This window comes from Streptomyces albidus (ex Kaewkla and Franco 2022) (genome assembly GCF_013870515.1).
Classification (GTDB): Bacteria; Actinomycetota; Actinomycetes; order Streptomycetales; family Streptomycetaceae; genus Streptomyces; species Streptomyces albidus.
On the sequence record NZ_JACBXA010000114.1, the window covers coordinates 1 to 17,767 of the forward strand.

Sequence of the window (17,767 nt, forward strand, 5' to 3'; positions counted from 1 at the left end):
AGCCTGCGCGGGCCGGGGAAGATGCGGAAGATCAGATCGCGGAAGAGCCGGTCGGAGCGGGTGCGGACCCAGTTGCGCTCGATCTGCGGACGTACGGACTCGATGAGCCGGTCGTACTGCACCCCGGAGGGGCATGCGGTCACACACGCCATGCAGCCCAGGCAGTTGTCGAAGTGACCCACCGCTGCGGAGTCCAGCGGGGCTTCGCCCTCGCTGATCAGCTTGATCTGGTAGATGCGTCCGCGCGGCGAGTTCATCTCCTCGCCGGTGACGGCGTACGTGGGGCAGGCGGGCAGGCAGAAGCCGCAGTGCACGCAGTCGGAGAGAAGTTCCGGGGACGGCGGGTGGTGCGCGTCGAAGGCTCCGGACGGGGTGGCCGGTGCGTCGTGCGATCCACCGTGCGGCGAGGTCATGCGGCACTCCCTATGGGTGGGCCTTGTACGGGTTGTCGAACGAAACGAGATGACGGAGACAAGAAGAAGAGGGGAGAGACGAGGGGGCGGATGAGGGACGGGATGGGGATGCGCAAAGTGAGGGGACGGGGGTGCGGTTGGGGACGCGGTGTCAGAACCAGGGCGCGAAGCGGCCCGGTGCACAGCGGTCGTCGGGATCGAACTGCTGCTTGAGGGAGCGCAACAGGGGGGTGGTGGCGGGAGCGGGCCCCCAGGATTCGGCCCGGGCGTCCACGCCTTCGCGGCGCCGGCGGAGGGTGACCGAGCCGTCGCTCTCGTGGACGGCCTGGCGCCAGGCCGTGAGAGCTGCCGCGTGCCCCTCGGCTTCTCCCCCGCGGAGCACCACGGTGTGCAGGCCCTGAGCGATGCCGCTGACGATTGCCGCCCGCACACCGCTGCCCTCGGCCAGCTCCTGCAACTTCGCGTGCAGAGCGGGCAGTCGGGCCGGGCGCGTGGCCGCACGGAGGACGGTGTCGCCCTCCTCACCGGCGATCTTGGCAGCATGGGCTTCCCAGGCCGGCTCCTCCTCGTCCGCGTCCAGCACGCGGGCGCCTGCCAGTTCGGGGAGTTCGGCACCGAGCCGTCCGCGTGCCGCCGTGCTGTCCTCGGTGCCGTGGAAGCGGATCAGCAGCCGCTCTCCGTCCCACTCCACCGCGACCGGCTCCAGCGGGGAGCGCATCACGGCGCGGGCGGCCGTCAGCGCCTGTCCGGCATCGAGTGCCGCCAGGGCCAGGGTCGTCGTCGACTCGGGCAGGGGATGTACGCGCAGATTGAGCCGGGCCACCATGCCGAAGGCGCCGAACGAGCCCGCCATCAGCTTCGCCAGGTCGTAGCCCGCCACGTTCTTGATGACGTCACCGCCGGTGCGTACGACCGTGCCGTCGGCAAGTACGAGCGTGGCCCCGATGACGAGGTCGCTCAGACCGCCGTACTTCAGCCGTCGGGGCCCCACATCGCCTCCGGCAAGCAGCCCGCCGAGGGTCGCTCCCGCTTTCGCGGTCGGCGCGTCCACCGGCAACCACTGTCCGGCCGGGGCCAGTTGCTCCTGGAGCCGGGCGAGCGGCATTCCGGCCTCCACGCCGACCGTCCAGTCCTCGGCGGCGTGGCTGATGAGCCGGTCGAGGCCGCCGGTCTCCACGACGAGGTCGGTTCTGGTGACGGGCGCTCCCCAGTCGAGTGCCGTACCCGCACCCGTGAACAGCAGCGACTGCTGTTCCGCCGCCGCCGTTTCGAGCGCTGCGGCCGTCTCGGCGAGGCTCGTCGGGCGTACGCGGGACGGGGAGCCGTCGCTGCCGGACCCGGGACCCGGCCGGTTCTCCGGCCCGCCCGGAACATCCTCACGCAGCGCCTGGGACTCCTCGGTCACCTCCGCTCACCACCTTTCGATGACGCCGGCCGCTTCGAGCGGGTGCGGCCGGAAACGGCCGGGCTTCTCACCGCACAGCCGTGGAGTGGGCAGGACCTTGCCGGGGTTGGCGAGTTGGGCGGGGTCGAAGGACCGGCGCAGCTGCTGCATGACGGCGAGGTCCGTCTCGCCGAACATCTTCGGCATGGAGCACGCCTTGTCGAGGCCGATTCCGTGCTCGCCGCTGAGCGATCCGCCCAGCTCCACGCACATCTCGGCGATGCGGCCCGACAGTTCCTCGGCCCTCTCCGCCTCACCCGCCTGCTCGTCGAAGAGCACCAGGGGGTGGAGGTTACCGTCGCCCGCGTGGAAGACGTTGGCCACACGCAGGCCTTCGGTACGCGACATCTCGGCGATGCGGCCGAGCGCCTCGGACAGGCGGGTGCGCGGGACGACGCCGTCCTGGACGAAGTAGTCGGGACTGATGCGTCCGACCGCGGCGAACGCCGCCTTGCGTCCCTGCCAGATGCGTGCGCGTTCCGCCGCGTCGTCGGCTATGCGAATGTTCGTCGTGCCCTTCTCACGGCACAGGGCGACGACCCTCTCGAACTGTTCGTCGCACTCCTCCTCCATGCCGTCGAGTTCGACGACGAGGGCCGCGGTCGCGTCGAGGCTGTATCCGGCGTTCACGGCCGCCTCGCAGGCCTCGATCGCGAGCGAGTCGAGCATCTCCACGGCGGCGGGCACGATCCCCGAGGCCATGATCCCACTGACGGCCTCCCCCGCCGCCTCCACGGTGGAGAAGTCGGCGACCAGGGTGCGTACGGCCTGCGGAATCCGCAGCAGGCGCACGGTGATCTCGGTGGCGATGCCGAGGGTCCCCTCGGAGCCGATGAACAGGCCGCGCAGATCGGGGCCCGCGCTCTCGGGTGCGTCACCGCCGAACGTCACGATCGATCCGTCCGGCAGCACCACGCGCAGGGCGGTCACGTGGTGCACGGTGAAGCCGTACTTGACGCAGTGGGCGCCGCCGGAGTTCTCGGCGACGTTGCCGCCGATCGTGCACACCACCTGGCTGGAGGGATCGGGGGCGTAGTAAAGGCCCTCCGGGGCGGCGATCTTCGAGATCTCGGCGTTGGTCACTCCGGGCTGGAGGACCATGCGCCGGTCGTCGGGGTCGAACTCGACGACCTGTCTCATCCGTGCCAGGGAGATGACCACGCCCTGCGCCACGGGGACGGCGCCCCCAGACAGCCCTGTGCCCGCACCCCGCGCGACGAAGGGAAGCCCCGCCTTCGCGCACAGCGAGACGGCGGCGGCGACCTCTTCGGTGGTACGGGGCAACAGGACCAGGGCGGGGACTTCACGGAAGCCGGTGAGGCCGTCACACTCGTAGGTCCTCAGCTGGAGCGGATCGGTGAGTACGGCGTCCGCTCCGAGCGCGGCTTCGAATTCGTGGCGCAGTGCGGTGTCGATCATGGCACCTTGCCTCCTGACCCGTAGACCCTTCGACAGAGCGACAGTTCAGCGAATTTCCGAAGTTCGGTATTCAAGAACCGCGTCACGGAACCTAGGGGCCTTGTATCTATGGGTCAACCCTTCGTTGCATCTATGTTTCACAACGGGCTTGTACAGGAGTTGTGCAGCCACGAGACGTTCAGAAGCAGAGCGCGCCTACCGGGGCCACTTGAGGCTCTGCTCGTTCGCCTCACGGACTCTGGCCAGCAGTTCCCTCCGGCGTCGTAACTCCTCGTCCTCACCTTCAGGCCCCTCTTCGGCACTCCCGCACCCGCTCCCCTCCGCGCCGCCGCCACCGTCACCGCTCACGAAGCGCCTCCTTCAGCGCACTCGCCAATTTCCTCGCGGTGTGCGGGTTGCAGCGCCCCAGATCCACCAGCGGCGGCAGGTGGTCGCAGCCGAAGGTCACCGTGTCGAGTCCGAGCGACGGCAACAGAATCCCCGCCTCGGTCAGCGCACCCTGCAATTCGTCCCGTGCCGCCTCCGCGTCCTCGATCGCGTCGAGGGGCTGTTCATGCCCGGCAGTTCCCATGTCGTCACACCTCTGTCGTGCTGCTTGCGTCTTACGAGGACGAGCATGAATGCGTGACGGTACGATCACCAGGGGTAACGGTTTTCGGAGCAACGGAACGAAAACGGGGGTCGCGCGTGCCCGCACCGAAGGAGCTGGACCCGTCCTCGTCCCTTGCCGCGCTCTACGGGGCGAAGCTGCGCAAGCTCCGCTCCCGCACCGGCTGGACGCAGCGGGAGCTGGGCGACAAGGTGCCGGTCGCGCACAGCCGCATCGCCCAGTTCGAGCTGGGCAACGAGACGCCGCCCCGGGACGTCTCCGCGAAACTGGACGAACTCCTCGGCGCGGACGGCGACTTGACCGACCTGTGGGAGCACGTCCGGCGAACGCCGTTCCCGGACTGGGCGCGGGCGTTCGTGGCTCGCGAGGCCAAGGCCACCAAGATGCTCAAGTACATGGCGCATGCCGTACCGGGGCTGTTGCAGACGGAGGCCTACGCGCGCGCACTACTGCGCATGAGTCGTCCTCGTGACACCGATGCACAGGTCGAAGAGTTGGTCTATGCCCGGCTCGAACGACAGGCCGTCCTCAGGGGCGGCTCTCCTCCATTGTTGTGGTGCATCTTGGACGAGGCCGTGATCCGACGGCCCGTGGGAGGCGTGGCGGTCATGCACGGCCAGCTGAATCGACTGCTGCACAGTGCAGGGACACCGCACGTCGTGGTGCAACTGCTGCCCTTCGACAAGGGCGAACACCCGGTGATGGGCGGGTCGTTGACACTCCTCAGCTTCGGGAAGGCGCACGACGTCGCCTACACCGAGAGCTCGCACTCCGGGGAATTGCTGGAGCATCCGGAGGAAGTGGCCGAGTACGCACTGGCATACGATCTGCTGCAAGCCAAAGCCCTGCCGCCCGACGAGTCACTGCAAGTGATCCGTTCAGTCGCGAAGGAGTACAGCACATGCACTCCGCACGAACCGGCTTGAGCAACACCACCTGGCACAAGAGCAGTTACAGCAACGGCCAAGGCGGCGACTGCGTCGAGGTCGACGTCGGCCACGACCACAGCGTCCCCGTGCGCGACAGCAAGAGGCCGGCGGGGCCGACCTTGCGCTTCCCCGGCTCCGCATGGGCCGCGTTCATCGGATCCGTGAAACACGCCGGGGCCCCTCACTCCTGAACGCCCGACTGCGGGCGCTCACCGGCTCGTTGAGGACCGCGCCTCAGCCGAGGTCTTCCCCCGCGAGGAACCTCGTCACCGTCCCGGCGAAGAACGAGGGGTCGTTCAGCCACGGAAAGTGCCCGGCTCCGGGCTGGACGGTCAACTGCGCCTCGGGGAACAGCTCCGCGATCTCAGCGGCGACGTGCGGAGGCGGGCCACTGTCGAACTCCGCAGCGAGGACCAGGACTCGGGCGTCCAGGGCTGCGATCGCCTCTCGGGTGGCGCCGGGGTCGAAGACGCTGGATGACCAGTACACCCCGGCGGCCTCCATGTTGCGCTGCTGCGCGCCTGCCGCAGCGTGTTCCTGAGCTGCGGCGTCCCAGCGGCCGTAGATGAGAGGGCGCAGCGCGGCCCAGTCGGCGTCGGTGGCGGTGCCTGCCTGGACGGCGTCGAGGGCCTCACGAGCGGCCTCGAACCACGGCTCGGCCTTGCGCAACTCCAGCGCTTCCCGGCGGTGTTCGTCGGTGACGTCGACGCCGAGCGGGCGTGCGCTTGGAGTGATCAGCGCCAGGGACCGGATGCGCTGCGGGTGCCGTGCCGCGTGAAGGATCGCGAGATCGCCGCCCGCGGAGTGTGTGAGGACGTCGGCGCGCTCCAGGCCGAGGTGTTCACGGAAGGCCTCGACGTCGTCGACCTGCTTGTCGCAGCGGTACGTCTCCGGGTCGGCCGGAGTGGCGGAGTCGCCGGTGCCCCGCAGGTCGAGCAGGGCCAGCTGCCGGTGTCGCGAGAGCCCGCCGAGGTCGCCGAAGTAGGCGGAGGCACGCATGGGCCCGCCGGGCAGACAGAGCAGCGGCTCACCCTCGCCGACGAGGTGGTAGGCGAGCTCGGTTCCGTCGGGTGCAGTGAAGGAGGGCATGGGCGCAATCCTCATGACCCCGGGGGCAGTTCGGCAAACCGTTAAGGGTCCTGCCTGCCCAGGGCGTCGCTTCTCGCTCTACGCACCCGGCTCGACGCGGGCCGCCCGTTCCAGCAGGAGATCCCGCTCGCGGGCGTTGCGTGTGAGGGAAGCCGCCCTCTCGAACTCCGAGCGTGCCTCCTCCGCCCGTCCCGTGCGCTCAAGCAGGTCTCCACGGACGCTCGGCAGCAAGTGGTAGTCCTTCAGGGCCGGTTCGGCCACCAGGGCGTCCACCAGTTCCAGCCCGGCGGCGGGGCCCTCCGCCATGGAGACCGCCACAGCCCGGTTCAGCTCCACCACCGGGGACGGAGTCAGCGACACCAGCCGGCCGTAGAGCAGGGCGATGGCCGCCCAGTCCGTGTCCTCGTAGCGCACCGCCTGCGCATGGCACGCCGCGATCGCAGCCTGTACGGAGTAGGGGCCCCTTCCCGCACGGTGCAGAGCGTCGACGCCGCGGTGGATGAGCATCCTGTTCCACTTGGAGCGGTTCTGGTCGGCGAGCAGCACCGGCTCGCCGTCACGTCCCGTGCGGGTAGGGATGCGAGATGCCTGAAACTCCAACAGCGCGGCGAGGCCGTGCACTTCGGGCTCGTCCGGAATCAGTTCCGCGAGCACGCGGGCCAGCCGGAGCGCGTCCTCGCACAGGGCGGGGCGCACCAGGTCGTCGCCGGCAGTGGCGGAGTAGCCCTCGTTGAAGACGAGGTAGATGACTTCGAGCACCGACGAGAGGCGGTCCGCCCGGTCGTCACCGTGCGGGACCTCGAAGGGGACCCCGGCCTTGGCGAGTGACCGCTTGGCCCGGACGATGCGCTGGGCGACCGTCGGCTCGGAGGTGAGGAAGGCGCGGGCGATCTCCGGTGTCGTCAGGCCGCCCAGCAGCCGCAGGGTGAGCGCGATGCGGCCCTCGGTGGGAAGGACGGGGTGGCAGGCGGTGAAGATCAGCCGCAGCAGGTCGTCGTCGATGTCGTCGGGCTCGCCGAGGACCGCCTCCGGCGGGGAGACGTCCTCAAGGGTCCGGCCCACCTCGGCCAGCTTGCGCTTGTACGTCTCGGTGCGCCGTACGAGGTCGATCGCGCGGTGCTTGGCGGCGGCCGTGAGCCAGGCGCCCGGTCTGTCCGGGACGCCTGACTCCGGCCACTGCTCCAGCGCGGCGACCAGAGCGTCCTGCGCGAGCTCCTCCGCGATGCCCACGTCCCGCACGATGCGGGTGGCACTCGCGATGATCCGCGCGGACTCGATCCTGAAGACCGCTTCGACCGTTTCTGTCACGCTTGCTTCCGCCACGGCCACCCATCAGAGCAGCAGGGCTGTGGCGGAGCAAGCGCGCTCGGCTCAGCCCTCGGCGATCTCACGGAGTTCGATGGTGACGTCCCAGTTGTCCGGGTGGACCTGGAGGAACCGCTTGGCCCATTCCAGGGCCTCGGCCTTGTCCTTCACCTGGGTGATCGCGTAGCCGCCGATGACTTCCTTGCTCTCGGTGAAGGGGCCGTCGGTGTAGCTGAGCTTGCCGCCGGACCAGGTGACCCTGGTGCCCTCGGAGGTGGGGGCGAGACCGGCGGTGTCCAGCATGACTCCGGCCTTGGTGATCTCCTCCAGGAGCGCGCCCATGCGCTCGTCGAATCCGGGGTCGGGGGCCTCGGTGGGGAGGTTCTGCTCGTCGATACGGACCATGGACAGGTAACGCGGCATGGTGACTCCTCGGTAGGGAGGGCGGGGCTTTCCCTGCCTCTCACCCCTGCGTCGAACGGGAGACGGACGGATCGACACATCCCCCGGGAATTCTTCTGAGAATTCTCCTGAGGGGCCAGCCGAGTGGTCGGGGTGCCGGACGGGGAGGCGCACCGATTCCCCTGACGGCCATCAGGTGAGTGAGCCCCGAGGCGGATCTTGACGCAGAGGAGGGGCGTCGCCGCTCCTTCACGTTCCTTCACATGATCACCGGACGGTCACGCGCGTGTTGACCAACTGCCGCCTCGGTCACTGGCGGTTACTCGCCGTCGCGATCGAGCGGAGCGGCGGCCTCCGCAGTCGCCCGGCCAGCATCCGGAGGCATCACATCAGGTAGGGGGCTCTTTTCTCTCACATTCCCTCCCCGGATTCCGCCCACGAGGAGACCGGTACCCCCTAGGCATCCGACGGCGCGGCGAGGTAATTTTCGCCATCAGTCACTGACTGTCGTGATCGAATCGCAGACCGGGTAAGGGTGGTGCGCTGTGCGTGACTACAGCTCTCCACCTCTGGTGGAGCCCCTGAGATCCGGCGGCCTGGCCGACTCGCTCCACGAACTGGCCGCGCGCGAACCGGGGTTGCCGCAGCTGGCCCGCCGTGAGAGCCCCGACGGCAGCAGCGGCCCGTGGCGTGAGGTGACCGCCGCCACCTTCGCCGGCCAAGTGATGGGCCTGGCCAAAGGGTTGCTGGCGGAGGGCGTACGGTTCGGCGACCGCGTCGCAGTGATGACCCGTACGAGATACGAGTGGACGATCATCAGCTACGCGGTCTGGTCGATCGGCGCGCAGGTCGTACCTCTGTATCCGACTTCGTCGCCCGGGCAGTTGCGCTGGGTCCTGGCCGACTCCGAGGCGTGCGCCGTCATCGTCGAGCACGAGGACCACGCGATGACGGTGGGCTCCGTGTGCGACGGGCTCCCCCAGCTGCGGCACATCTGGCAGTTGGACGCGGGCTGCGTGAAGTGGCTGACGGATGCGGGCAGTTCGGTCGAGGACAACCAGGTCCACCGTCACCGCTGGTCGGTCAGGCCGGAGATGACGGCCGCGATCGTCTACACCTCGGGAACGACCGGGCGCCCCCGCGGCTGCGCCATCACCCACTCGAACCTCGCCACCGAGTGCGACATCATCCTCGCCGGCTGGGGGCACCTGATGGGCGAACCGGGCCGGCAGCCCTCCATCCTCGCCTTCCTGCCGGTCGGCCACGTCTACGGGGTGATGGTGACCGTGCTGTGCGTGCGCGGCGGATACCTGCTGGGACACCAGCCCGAGATGACCGTCCGCGAACTGCTGCCGGCCCTCGCCTCGTTCCGGCCCACGTGTCTCTACGCCGTGCCCTATGTCTTCGAGAGGCTCTACGCGAGTGCCCGCATGGAGGCCTCGCGGATCGGACGCCGCGACATGTTCGAGAAAGCCATGGACACCGCCACGCGCTACGCCGAGGCGAACGAGGCTCAGGGGCTGGGTCTGGGGACCGGCCCCTCCACCGGGCTGCGGGCACGGCACGCGGTCTACGACCGGCTCGTCTACAGGCACTTGAGAAGGGTGCTCGGCGGCCGTACCAGAAACGTCGTCTCGGCCGGCTCCACGCTCAGCCGGGATCTGGGCCTGGCGCTCGCGGGTGCGGGCATCACCGTGTACGACGGCTACGGCCTCACGGAGACCACCGGGGCGGTCACGGTGCAGCCGCCGAAGCTGCCTCGTTTCGGCACGGTGGGCCGTCCGCTGCCCGGAGCGTCGGTGCACATCGCGCGCGACGGCGAGGTGTGGGTGCGCGGACCGATGGTCTTTCCCGGCTACACGGGCCTCGCTGAGGCGAGTTCGGATGCCGAGGCCACCGAGGCCGGTGCCGGCGCCGCACAGGGGCAGACGCCGAGGCACGTCGGCGCCGCCCGGCACGCCAACGAGGAGACGCTGACCGACGGCTGGCTCGGCACCGGCGACGTGGGCTACCTGGACGACGGCTATCTGATCATCACGGGACGCAAGAAGGACGTCATCATCACCAGTGGCGGCCGCAGCGTGGCCCCTTTGATGCTGGAGACGCGGCTGCGTTCCCATCCGCTCATCTCCCAGGCCCTGGTGGTCGGCGACAACCGCCCTTTCGTGGGCGCCCTGGTCACCCTGGACCCCGAGGTGCTCGCTCACTGGCGCAAGAGCCAGGAGCAGTTGGGCCTGACCCGTCCCGGCTGCGACAGCTCGCCCTCGGAGGAACTCGAGCGTGAGGTGGGACGAGCGGTGGCGGGGGCCAACACGGCTGTGTCCAAAGCCGAATCGATCCGCGCGTTCCGCATCATTCCGGGCGAATTCAGCATGGAGGACGGGCTGGTGACGCCTTCTTTGAAGCTGCGACGTGATGCCATCACGCGGATGTACGCCGATGAGATCGACGAGCTCTACGCGCGCTGAAAGCCTGCGGAGCGAATCGGCAGATACGACCCGGCAATGTAGCAGCGATGCCCGTTCCGGGACCGGTTCTTGTCAGGTCGAGACGAAGCCTCGACCACATCCTCACACGCACCATTAACGTCCGTCGCACTTCGAAGATGTGTGTGGAGAGGAGGGCGGATGCGGTCCGCCATGGCGTCCGGGCGGGCGATCGGCACTGTGTTGATCGTGCTCGCACTGATGGCAACGCTTGCCGCGTTGCTGCTTCCCATGCAGTGGTTCGAAGGCAACCGCTCCATGGCGCTTGCCCGTTCCGGCTGGCAGGACGACGGACGCGGGACCTGGAAAACAGAATATGGACCGCTCACACCGCTGGACCGTGACTTCCTACGCAAAGTGAGAAGTGCCGGACTGTGGGAACTGCCTGCGGGCCGTTCCGCGCAGGAACGCGGTGGGCGGAAGTCGGTGCGGACTGCGGGCGACCACCTCGTCGACGGACACACGGAGTTGGACCGACGGGCTGTCGATGCCGGCCGGACGATGAACGTTCCGCTGCCCAACCAGCCAACCGGCCCCCAGCAGAAGTGGCTCAACCAGATGGAAGAGGCCCAGGGGGACGAGTTCGACCGGATCATGGTCGACCGGCTGCGAAAGGCACATGGTCTGGTCTTCAACCTCGTAGGCCTTGTACGCGATCAGACCCGCAACTCAATGGTGCGGTCGTTGGCGACCCGGGCCAACGCCGTCGTCCTCGATCACATCACGGTCCTGGAGGACACGGGACTCGTGGATTTCGAGGCGCTGAACGACGTGAAATGAGTGGAGTGAACTCACAATGATGAGACCAAAAGGCCACAAACGGTCACGCACGACGAACAAAACCATAGCAATCGTCGCAGCGCTCGTGATCGGTGGCGGTGGTGCAGCAGCGGTCGCCGCGAGCGCATTCGCCGGATCGGAGGACGACGGCGCCTTGGCGGCGGCCACGATCGACTGCCCTGACGTGTCCCTCGCTCTGAACGAGGTGCCCGAGAAGGTCAAGCAGCCGGTGGGCCAGAAACTTGCGACCCTGGACCAGCAGGTCGCGCAGGCTTACGGGAAGTGGCACACGAAGGAGGTCGAGTCCGAGGAAGCTCTCGCCACGCTGAACCAGCAGCGTACCGAGACGATCCGCGGGATCGGCCAGGACCTCCAGAACGCGGGCGCCCAGGCGCCCTCCGAGATGGAGTCCATGTCCCAGTGCAAGATGAAGCAGGACCCGAACTCGCTGGCCCAGCAGGGCGGCGCGGAAGGCGAGGAGGGCGGTCAGCAGGCGACCGGCCCCGTCGCCGAGGACTTTGTCGACATCACCCAGGTCGAGGCGAACGTCGAGGGCGGTGAGAACCCGACCGCCGGCGAAGGCGGCAGCTTCACCACCGAGTGCGGCAAGAACGACGAACAGCACTTCAACGCCGACAACGTGATCGCTGCTCCCGGCGTCAAGGCGGGTGCCCACCACGTTCACGACTACGTGGGCAACGTCGACACGACCTTCGCGTCCACGGACGAGAGCCTCGCCGCGGCGGACACCACCTGCGCCAAGGGTGACCAGTCCACGCACTACTGGCCCGTGATCCGCAGCCTCGACGGCCAGCAGGACGAGGTGCAGATCGAGGGCAACGAGCGCGGCGGCGACGGTGCCGAGCAGGGCGGCGGTGCCGAGCAGGGCGGCGGCGAAGAAGGCCAGGGCGACGGCGGCTTGGAGGCCCAGTGGGGCGGCGCCGACCAGGGCCAGGACGCCGGTGCCGACCAGGGCGCCGACCAGGGCCAGGACGCCGGAGCTGACCAGGGCGCCGACCAGGGCCAGGAGAACGCCGGCCAGGGTGGCGGTGAGGAAGAGCAGGACGGCATCGACGACGGTGACGGTGGTCAGGCCGACGGCAACATCGGCACGATCCTCCAGCCCGCGAGCGCCACGCTGAAGTTCATCAAGGGCGGCAGCGACGACGTCGTGGCAGCACCGAGGTTCCTGCGCATCATCACCGGTGACGCCAAGTCGTTCACGAACGGCGACGCGAACGCCAACGCCTCCTGGAGCTGTGAGGGCTTCGAGGACAAGGTCCAGCTCAAGGACAAGTACCCGGTCTGCCCCGAGGGTGCGCAGACGATCCGTACCTTCAAGTTCCAGAACTGCTGGGACGGTCAGAACACGGACAGCGGTAACCACCGCGACCACATGTCCTTCCAGGAAGAGGACGGCAGCTGCCCCGACGGCTTCCAGGCGATCCCGCAGCTGACGCACCGGCTGGCCTACGACATTCCGCAGGAGAACCTGCTGAATGCCGACACGCCCTTCGCGGTCGACAGCTTCGAGGAGCAGCTCCACAAGCCGATCACGGACCACGACGACTTCATCAACGTCATGCCTGAGGACCTGATGAACGAGACCGTGGGCTGCGTCAACGACAACAAGAAGTGCTGATCTAGGATCTCCGCCGCGGGGCCCCACACACATCAACCTCCGGCCCCGCGGCGAGGATCCGACCACACGCTTCAACAACCAAGGCGGCCCGGACACAGATCGGAATCTGTGTCCGGGCCGCCTTGGTTTGTGCTGTCAGGCTGTCACGCCGGGGTCCGGGTCGGTTCCGGTGCGAGGGGGGCACCGGGTGGGGGGGAAGTCAGAGGCCGTTGACCCGGGCCTCGCGTGCGACGCCCAGCGGACGGATGCCTGAGGTGACGGCACGCGCCCTGCGTCCTGCCCGGGTGCGCTGCCGCCGGATCTGGCCCAGCAGCCGGCGGCCGCGAAGGGTCATCTCGAGCTCGAAGCGCGTACGGGGATCGCGCAGCGCCGAACCGAAGAGCTTCTCGATCTGGCGCAGCCTGTATCGCACCGTCTGAGGGTGAACCTGAAGCGTCTTGGCCGCCTCAGGGGCTCCCCCGCTCTCCAGCCACGCCAGCAGCGTGACCTCGAGCCGTTCGCTCTGCCGCGGAGTCAGCTCGGCCAGCGGGCCGAGCCAGCGTGAGGAGAGTGCGCAGGCCAGCGACTCGTCCTGCAGCAGCAGAAGCATGGACAGGTGATCGTCGACGAAAAGAACCTTTCCGTCCTGGTTGTTGTTGCCGAGGCCGCCGGGAGGTGCACCCGCCGGCGTCAGCTCCAGCAACCGCCGCGCCCATCGGACCGAAGAGCCGGCCTCGTTGAGCGTGACGATGTGCCCGATCGCAGCAGTACGGCCGCGCAGCACCATCTCAAGTGCTTCGCGGTCGTCCTCGGGATCGGGTATCAGCAGGCACAGCTCACTCTCGACGGGACTGACCAGCGCATTGCCGAGTGCGGCAGCGAGCTGGGGCACCTCGCTCGGTGAAGCGAGAGCTATTGCTCGTACCGATTCGGGCAATGGCCACCTGGCGGCTCGGGCCAGCTCCGTCAGTCGTGATTCCGGGATCTCCTCCTCTCCCATGAGGGCGGTGAACAGCTGTCGACGGGCACGGTCGATGGGAACCGCAGCTGTGACGTTGTCACCCGGTGCTTCGGTTCCCGTGTCCGTATTTCCTGGATTACCGGAATTTTCTGATTCCGGAGCGTGATGCACGAGAGCAGCGTGCAATGCCTGCTCTACTGCCCATTGAGCATCCTCGCGGTCAATTTCCTGCAGAAATGCGGACATTGCCGGTATGCTGCTCTGGAGAGCATCCACCACCTGGTCAGCGATGGCGGGCAACTCTTTTGTCTGAACGCGCGTCCACTCACCACGGGGGCGAGACCGGATGCGGTTGAGAACGTCGCTCATCTCTACCTCGTTCCTGCCGGGTTGGACTTGCCCGAGCACGGGATGGCAAGTCCGCGGAGGTTGCCTCCGAACCGGTATCCCGCGCCGGTTGCGGAGTTGAGGGTCCCCCTGCTTCCCCTGAGTGCGCATCATCGGCATCAGGGGGTTGCGCGGCGATCCCACTGCCAGAATTTGTCACAGAGCGATAAATCCTGTGAAGGTCCCGGGGAGTTCCGAGATGCTGCTGCATCCCGACCACCGCATTTTGGTCGCGCAAAGTAGAGAGCACCACACCAGAACGTCACTGGTGATACCCCGTTCAACTGCTTTGCGGTTTACGGCAGATGCGGGACCGAGGGTCAGGTCGGACTTCGGCGACAGTGCGATCGGAAGATCCCGATGCCCCCAGAACAGATGCGTGTGAAGACTACGGAGCGCCGCTCGGCTCCCGTTACCGCCCGTCGGGGCGGCTTCAGCCCTCGCGAGGGCTTCGTCGACGACCGCAAGATCGAAGCCGAATATTCCAGAAGCAGCAAGAGTGCCCGTTTTGCTCCTCGCGTCACGGCTTTCGTGCTCGTGGCCGGGCTCGCACTCGTTTTCGCAATCAGCAACCGCTCGATGGACCGCGTGTGGGCCTTCATCGACTTCGGGGCCGGGGTCGTCTCCCTGCTCCTGCTCACGTTCACCGTCCTGTGGGGCGTCGCCGCCGCCGACCGGTTCATCCTCGATCCGGGCCACCGGCTGATCGCGCAGGCGATCCACCGCGGCACCTCCTTCGGAGGGATCCTCTTCCTCGGTCTACACATCTGGTCGAAACTTTCACTCGGCTCGACCGACTGGAAGTCGGCAGCCGTGCCGTTCACCGACGGAGCCCAGCCGGTCCTGATCGGCCTGGGCACGATCGCCGCTTATCTCTTCCTGGCCGTACTCGTGACGGGTGCGGTGCGTGGCGCCTTCGCCCGGAACGGACAGTCCCGGTTGTGGCGTGCCCTGCACATGACCGCCTACTTCGCCTGGGGTGCCTCCCTGGTGCACGGGCTGCGTGCCGGCCGCGCGGTGGCCTACTACGTCGACGGTGGATACGCCCTGTGCCTGACCGCCGTCACCGTCGCACTGATGATGCGGCTCGCTCCGCCGCGCGGAGCGAAGCGGAACCCGAGCAAGAAGGAGAAGAAGTGACCTCTGTCGTGCCCACCCCGGTGTCCGCGGCCAGCGCGGATCCGGTCCCCTCCCTAGCTTCGTACGGGCCTCCGCGGCTCTTGGCGGGGCTGGGCACAGGTGCGGGGTGGACCAGGCGGCTCGACCGCGTCGGGCATCTGACCGTTCACGGTCAGATGCCCGAAATGCGGCTGGAGGAAGTGGTCGCCCTCGCCGAGAACATCGATCTGCGCGGACGAGGCGGCGCGGGCTTCCCGTTCGCACGCAAGCTCAACGCCGTGATCGACTCCGCTCGCAGGCGTCAGGACGCACGCACCGCGGTGGTGGTCAACGGCAGCGAGGGCGAGCCGAGCTGCCTCAAGGACACCGCCCTGCTGCTGTTCACGCCGCACCTGGTGCTCGACGGGGCGGCTCTGGTCGCTCGCGCGCTGAGGACGGACGACGTGAGCATCGGCGTCACGCGAGCGGACGTCGAACGCTCGGTGCGCGACGCGGTCGCCGAACGCGGCCCGGGCTCCCCGCGCATCCGCGTCGTACGGATGCCGGAACGCTTCGTCACCGGCGAGTCCTCGGCACTGATCAACGGGGTCAACCAGCTCCCGGTGCTGCCCTCGGGCACGGGAATCCGCTCCAGCGACGCCGGCGTGGCAGGCCTGCCGACGATGCTGTCGAACACCGAGACCTTCGCCCAACTGGCGATCGCCGCCCGTCTCGGCGCCCTGGACTACCGCAACGTGGGCCTGCCCACGGAACCGGGCACGGTCCTGCTGACCGTCTCGGGTGAGCGGGTGGTGGAGACGCCGACCGGCGCCCCGCTGTCGTACATCCTCGGACTGTGCGGCACGGACCCCGGGCAGGGCGTGCTGGTCGGCGGCTACCACGGGCGGTTCCTGGACCGTGACGCCGCCTGGTCGGCCCGCATCTCCCGCGAGTCGCTGGAGGCACTGGGCTCGACGCTCGGCGCGGGCGCGGTGTTGCCGCTGCCCGATTCGACCTGCCCGGTCGAGGAGTCGGTGACGGTCGCACGCTGGCTGGCCAAGGAGTCCGCGGGACAGTGCGGTCCCTGCGTGCTGGGGCTGCCGGCCCTCGCGGACACTCTCGCCTGGGCCGCAGACGGCGGTGGCGAGGAAGCCCTCGAAGCCGTGCAGGCCCGGGCGAACGCGGTGAAGCGGCGCGGAGCCTGCAGCCACCCGGACGGGACGGCCCGTCTGGTCGAGTCCTTGATGGACACCTTCCCGGAGGACCTCGAGGACCACGCGCTCGGCCGTGGATGCGGCAGGCCCGCGGTCGGATGCCTCGCGGTGCCGCCCGACGAGTTCGAGTACACCGGGCGACGCGGCAACCGGGGCGCCCGGGCGGGCGGACCGGGCGGCGCGCCCATGGCCCCGCAGAAATCCAAGCGCCTGGTCGTCGACTGGACGCTGTGCCAGGGGCACGGTCTGTGCGCGGGAGTCGTCCCCGACATGATCGAGCTGGACATCGACGGCTACCCCACCGGTGCGTCGGCGGAGATCCTCCCCCACATGAACAAGCAGGCTCAGCGCGCGGTCCGCCGCTGCCCGGCGCTGGCCCTTCGGATCGTGGAGAAATGAGCGAATGCGCCGTGGACGAAAGCGCCGAACAGGACGCATTTCAGGGCCTGTTCGACGTTCCTGACGAGGCACGTCGAGCGGAATCAGCTGGATTGGCGCGATCTGACAAGAACTCGCCGCCTGCAACACACCTGCACCACACTCACATGCCAGTCACAGTCGAGTACTGAAGGAGCGGTCATGAGGAAGCAGCGTCACGTGGCTCTGATAGGGACCGCGGTCGCCGTCGCGCTTTTCGCGACAGGATGCGGCTCCGAAGGTGGCGAAGCGTCCGGGCAGAAGATCGAGCCGGCGGGCCAGGCTGCGGACGACGGTTACGGCGGCTCGAAGGGCGAGACCGGGGAAGCGTCCGGGAAACGGGACGCTCCGGCACAGACGCTGAAGGTCAAGGCCGACTCCAAGCTCGGTGACATGGTCACCGACTCCAAGGGCTGGACGCTCTACCGGTTCGACGACGACACCGCCTCACCGTCCCAGTCCAACTGCGCCGGTGCCTGCGAGAAGGCGTGGCCGCCCGTGCCGGCCAAGGATGCCGAGGCGAGCAAGGGCATCTCCGAAGCGGAGATCGGCAAGGTCAAGCGCACCGACGGCTCATGGCAGTTGACGCTCGGCGGCTGGCCCGTCTACCGCTACGCGAAGGACGCCAAGCCCGGCGACACCAAGGGCCACGGCGTCAAGAAGATGTGGAACGCACTCGCCCCCGACGGCAACAAGGCCGACCCCGCGAGCATCAAGAAGCTCAAGGCCGTCGACAACCCCGAGCTCGGCAAGATCCTCTCGGACGCGAAGGGCCGCACGCTCTACCGCTTCGACAAGGACTCGGCCTGGCCGATGAAGTCCAACTGCAAGGGCTCCTGCCTCGACACCTGGAAGCCCGCTCAGCCGGTCGACAAGAGCAAGATCGAGGGCGTCGACCCGAAGCTCCTGACCACCTACAAGCGCGCCGACGGAACCGAGCAGCTCACCATCGACTGCTGGCCGCTGTACTGGTTCACCGGCGACAAGGAGCCCGGCGACATCAACGGCCAGGGCAAGGGCGGCGTCTGGCACGCCGCGACCGACAAGGGCAAGAAGGCCGGCGTCGCTCCGTAACCCGCCTGGGCACGCCTCCTCGAAGGAACGCGCCTGACAGCAGAATCGCTTCACCCTCCAGGGCCCGCACTCCCGCGCCCGTTCGCACCGCGTCAGCTTCGCGGGGCGGGCCGCGCCG

Annotated in this window: 17 protein-coding genes; 8 read left to right on the plus strand and 9 right to left on the minus strand. The window is 68.4% G+C overall.

Going from position 1 to position 17,767, the window contains the following annotated elements; translation table 11 throughout:
* From H5J26_RS17570 to H5J26_RS17590, 5 genes are all read right to left on the minus strand, one after another.
* Nucleotides 1–413 (minus strand): (Fe-S)-binding protein (locus H5J26_RS17570; RefSeq protein WP_181766826.1); only part of this gene is annotated, 413 nt, incomplete at its 3' end.
* 151 nt (nucleotides 414–564) lie between these two features.
* Complete coding sequence (locus H5J26_RS17575) at nucleotides 565–1,818, minus strand: FAD-binding oxidoreductase (protein ID WP_181766827.1); 1,254 nt, start codon at nucleotides 1,816–1,818, stop codon at nucleotides 565–567.
* A 6-nt stretch (nucleotides 1,819–1,824) separates the two neighbouring features.
* Entirely contained in the window at nucleotides 1,825–3,276 is a 1,452-nt protein-coding gene (locus H5J26_RS17580; RefSeq protein WP_181766828.1) for an FAD-linked oxidase C-terminal domain-containing protein, read from the minus strand.
* A 195-nt stretch (nucleotides 3,277–3,471) separates the two neighbouring features.
* Nucleotides 3,472–3,624 carry a hypothetical protein gene (locus H5J26_RS17585; RefSeq protein ID WP_181766829.1) on the minus strand — a complete coding sequence of 51 codons (153 nt, stop codon included), beginning with the start codon at nucleotides 3,622–3,624 and terminating at the stop codon, nucleotides 3,472–3,474.
* The gene (locus tag H5J26_RS17590; RefSeq protein ID WP_181766830.1) at nucleotides 3,614–3,847 is read right to left on the minus strand and encodes a hypothetical protein; all 234 of its coding nucleotides are present in this window, start codon (nucleotides 3,845–3,847) and stop codon (nucleotides 3,614–3,616) included. The genes H5J26_RS17585 and H5J26_RS17590 overlap by 11 nt, the downstream gene beginning before the upstream one ends.
* A gap of 116 nt (nucleotides 3,848–3,963) precedes the next feature.
* Between H5J26_RS17590 and H5J26_RS17595 the strand changes: the two genes are divergently transcribed.
* Both H5J26_RS17595 and H5J26_RS17600 read left to right on the plus strand, forming a co-directional pair.
* The gene (locus H5J26_RS17595; protein WP_181766831.1) at nucleotides 3,964–4,812 is read left to right on the plus strand and encodes a helix-turn-helix domain-containing protein; all 849 of its coding nucleotides are present in this window, start codon (nucleotides 3,964–3,966) and stop codon (nucleotides 4,810–4,812) included.
* On the plus strand, nucleotides 4,788–5,006 hold the full coding sequence (locus tag H5J26_RS17600) for a DUF397 domain-containing protein (RefSeq protein ID WP_181766832.1): 219 nt from the start codon (nucleotides 4,788–4,790) through the stop codon (nucleotides 5,004–5,006). The genes H5J26_RS17595 and H5J26_RS17600 overlap by 25 nt, the downstream gene beginning before the upstream one ends.
* A gap of 43 nt (nucleotides 5,007–5,049) precedes the next feature.
* On the opposite strand, the gene H5J26_RS17605 is transcribed toward H5J26_RS17600, so the two are convergent.
* The 3 genes from H5J26_RS17605 to H5J26_RS17615 form a co-directional block, all read right to left on the minus strand.
* Nucleotides 5,050–5,904, minus strand: coding sequence for an alpha/beta fold hydrolase (locus H5J26_RS17605; protein ID WP_181766833.1), 855 nt, complete (start codon nucleotides 5,902–5,904; stop codon nucleotides 5,050–5,052).
* A 78-nt stretch (nucleotides 5,905–5,982) separates the two neighbouring features.
* Complete coding sequence (locus tag H5J26_RS17610; protein ID WP_309237952.1) at nucleotides 5,983–7,212, minus strand: RNA polymerase sigma factor; 1,230 nt, start codon at nucleotides 7,210–7,212, stop codon at nucleotides 5,983–5,985.
* Between the two features lie 63 nt (nucleotides 7,213–7,275).
* Nucleotides 7,276–7,632, minus strand: a complete 357-nt coding sequence (locus H5J26_RS17615) for a YciI family protein (protein ID WP_181766835.1) — start codon at nucleotides 7,630–7,632, stop codon at nucleotides 7,276–7,278.
* A gap of 524 nt (nucleotides 7,633–8,156) precedes the next feature.
* On the opposite strand from H5J26_RS17615, the gene H5J26_RS17620 reads away from it, so the two are divergent.
* From H5J26_RS17620 to H5J26_RS17630, 3 genes are all read left to right on the plus strand, one after another.
* Complete coding sequence (locus H5J26_RS17620) at nucleotides 8,157–10,079, plus strand: AMP-dependent synthetase/ligase (protein WP_181766836.1); 1,923 nt, start codon at nucleotides 8,157–8,159, stop codon at nucleotides 10,077–10,079.
* A 159-nt stretch (nucleotides 10,080–10,238) separates the two neighbouring features.
* Complete coding sequence (locus H5J26_RS17625) at nucleotides 10,239–10,877, plus strand: DUF4142 domain-containing protein (RefSeq protein WP_181766837.1); 639 nt, start codon at nucleotides 10,239–10,241, stop codon at nucleotides 10,875–10,877.
* 184 nt (nucleotides 10,878–11,061) lie between these two features.
* Nucleotides 11,062–12,519, plus strand: a complete 1,458-nt coding sequence (locus H5J26_RS17630; RefSeq protein ID WP_309237953.1) for a DUF1996 domain-containing protein — start codon at nucleotides 11,062–11,064, stop codon at nucleotides 12,517–12,519.
* Nucleotides 12,520–12,718: 199 nt separating this feature from the next.
* On the opposite strand, the gene H5J26_RS17635 is transcribed toward H5J26_RS17630, so the two are convergent.
* Complete coding sequence (locus tag H5J26_RS17635) at nucleotides 12,719–13,390, minus strand: helix-turn-helix domain-containing protein (RefSeq protein WP_309237954.1); 672 nt, start codon at nucleotides 13,388–13,390, stop codon at nucleotides 12,719–12,721.
* Nucleotides 13,391–14,221: 831 nt separating this feature from the next.
* Here H5J26_RS17635 and H5J26_RS17640 point away from each other — a divergent pair.
* From H5J26_RS17640 to H5J26_RS17650, 3 genes are all read left to right on the plus strand, one after another.
* Nucleotides 14,222–14,986 carry a hypothetical protein gene (locus tag H5J26_RS17640; RefSeq protein ID WP_181766839.1) on the plus strand — a complete coding sequence of 255 codons (765 nt, stop codon included), beginning with the start codon at nucleotides 14,222–14,224 and terminating at the stop codon, nucleotides 14,984–14,986.
* The gene (locus H5J26_RS17645) at nucleotides 14,983–16,557 is read left to right on the plus strand and encodes an NADH-quinone oxidoreductase subunit NuoF family protein (RefSeq protein ID WP_181766840.1); all 1,575 of its coding nucleotides are present in this window, start codon (nucleotides 14,983–14,985) and stop codon (nucleotides 16,555–16,557) included. Before H5J26_RS17640 ends, H5J26_RS17645 begins: the two co-directional genes overlap by 4 nt.
* 180 nt (nucleotides 16,558–16,737) lie before the next feature.
* A complete protein-coding gene (locus H5J26_RS17650) occupies nucleotides 16,738–17,649 on the plus strand; it encodes an SCO0930 family lipoprotein (protein WP_181766841.1) in 912 nt (303 codons plus the stop codon).
* Nucleotides 17,650–17,767 lie beyond the last annotated feature (118 nt).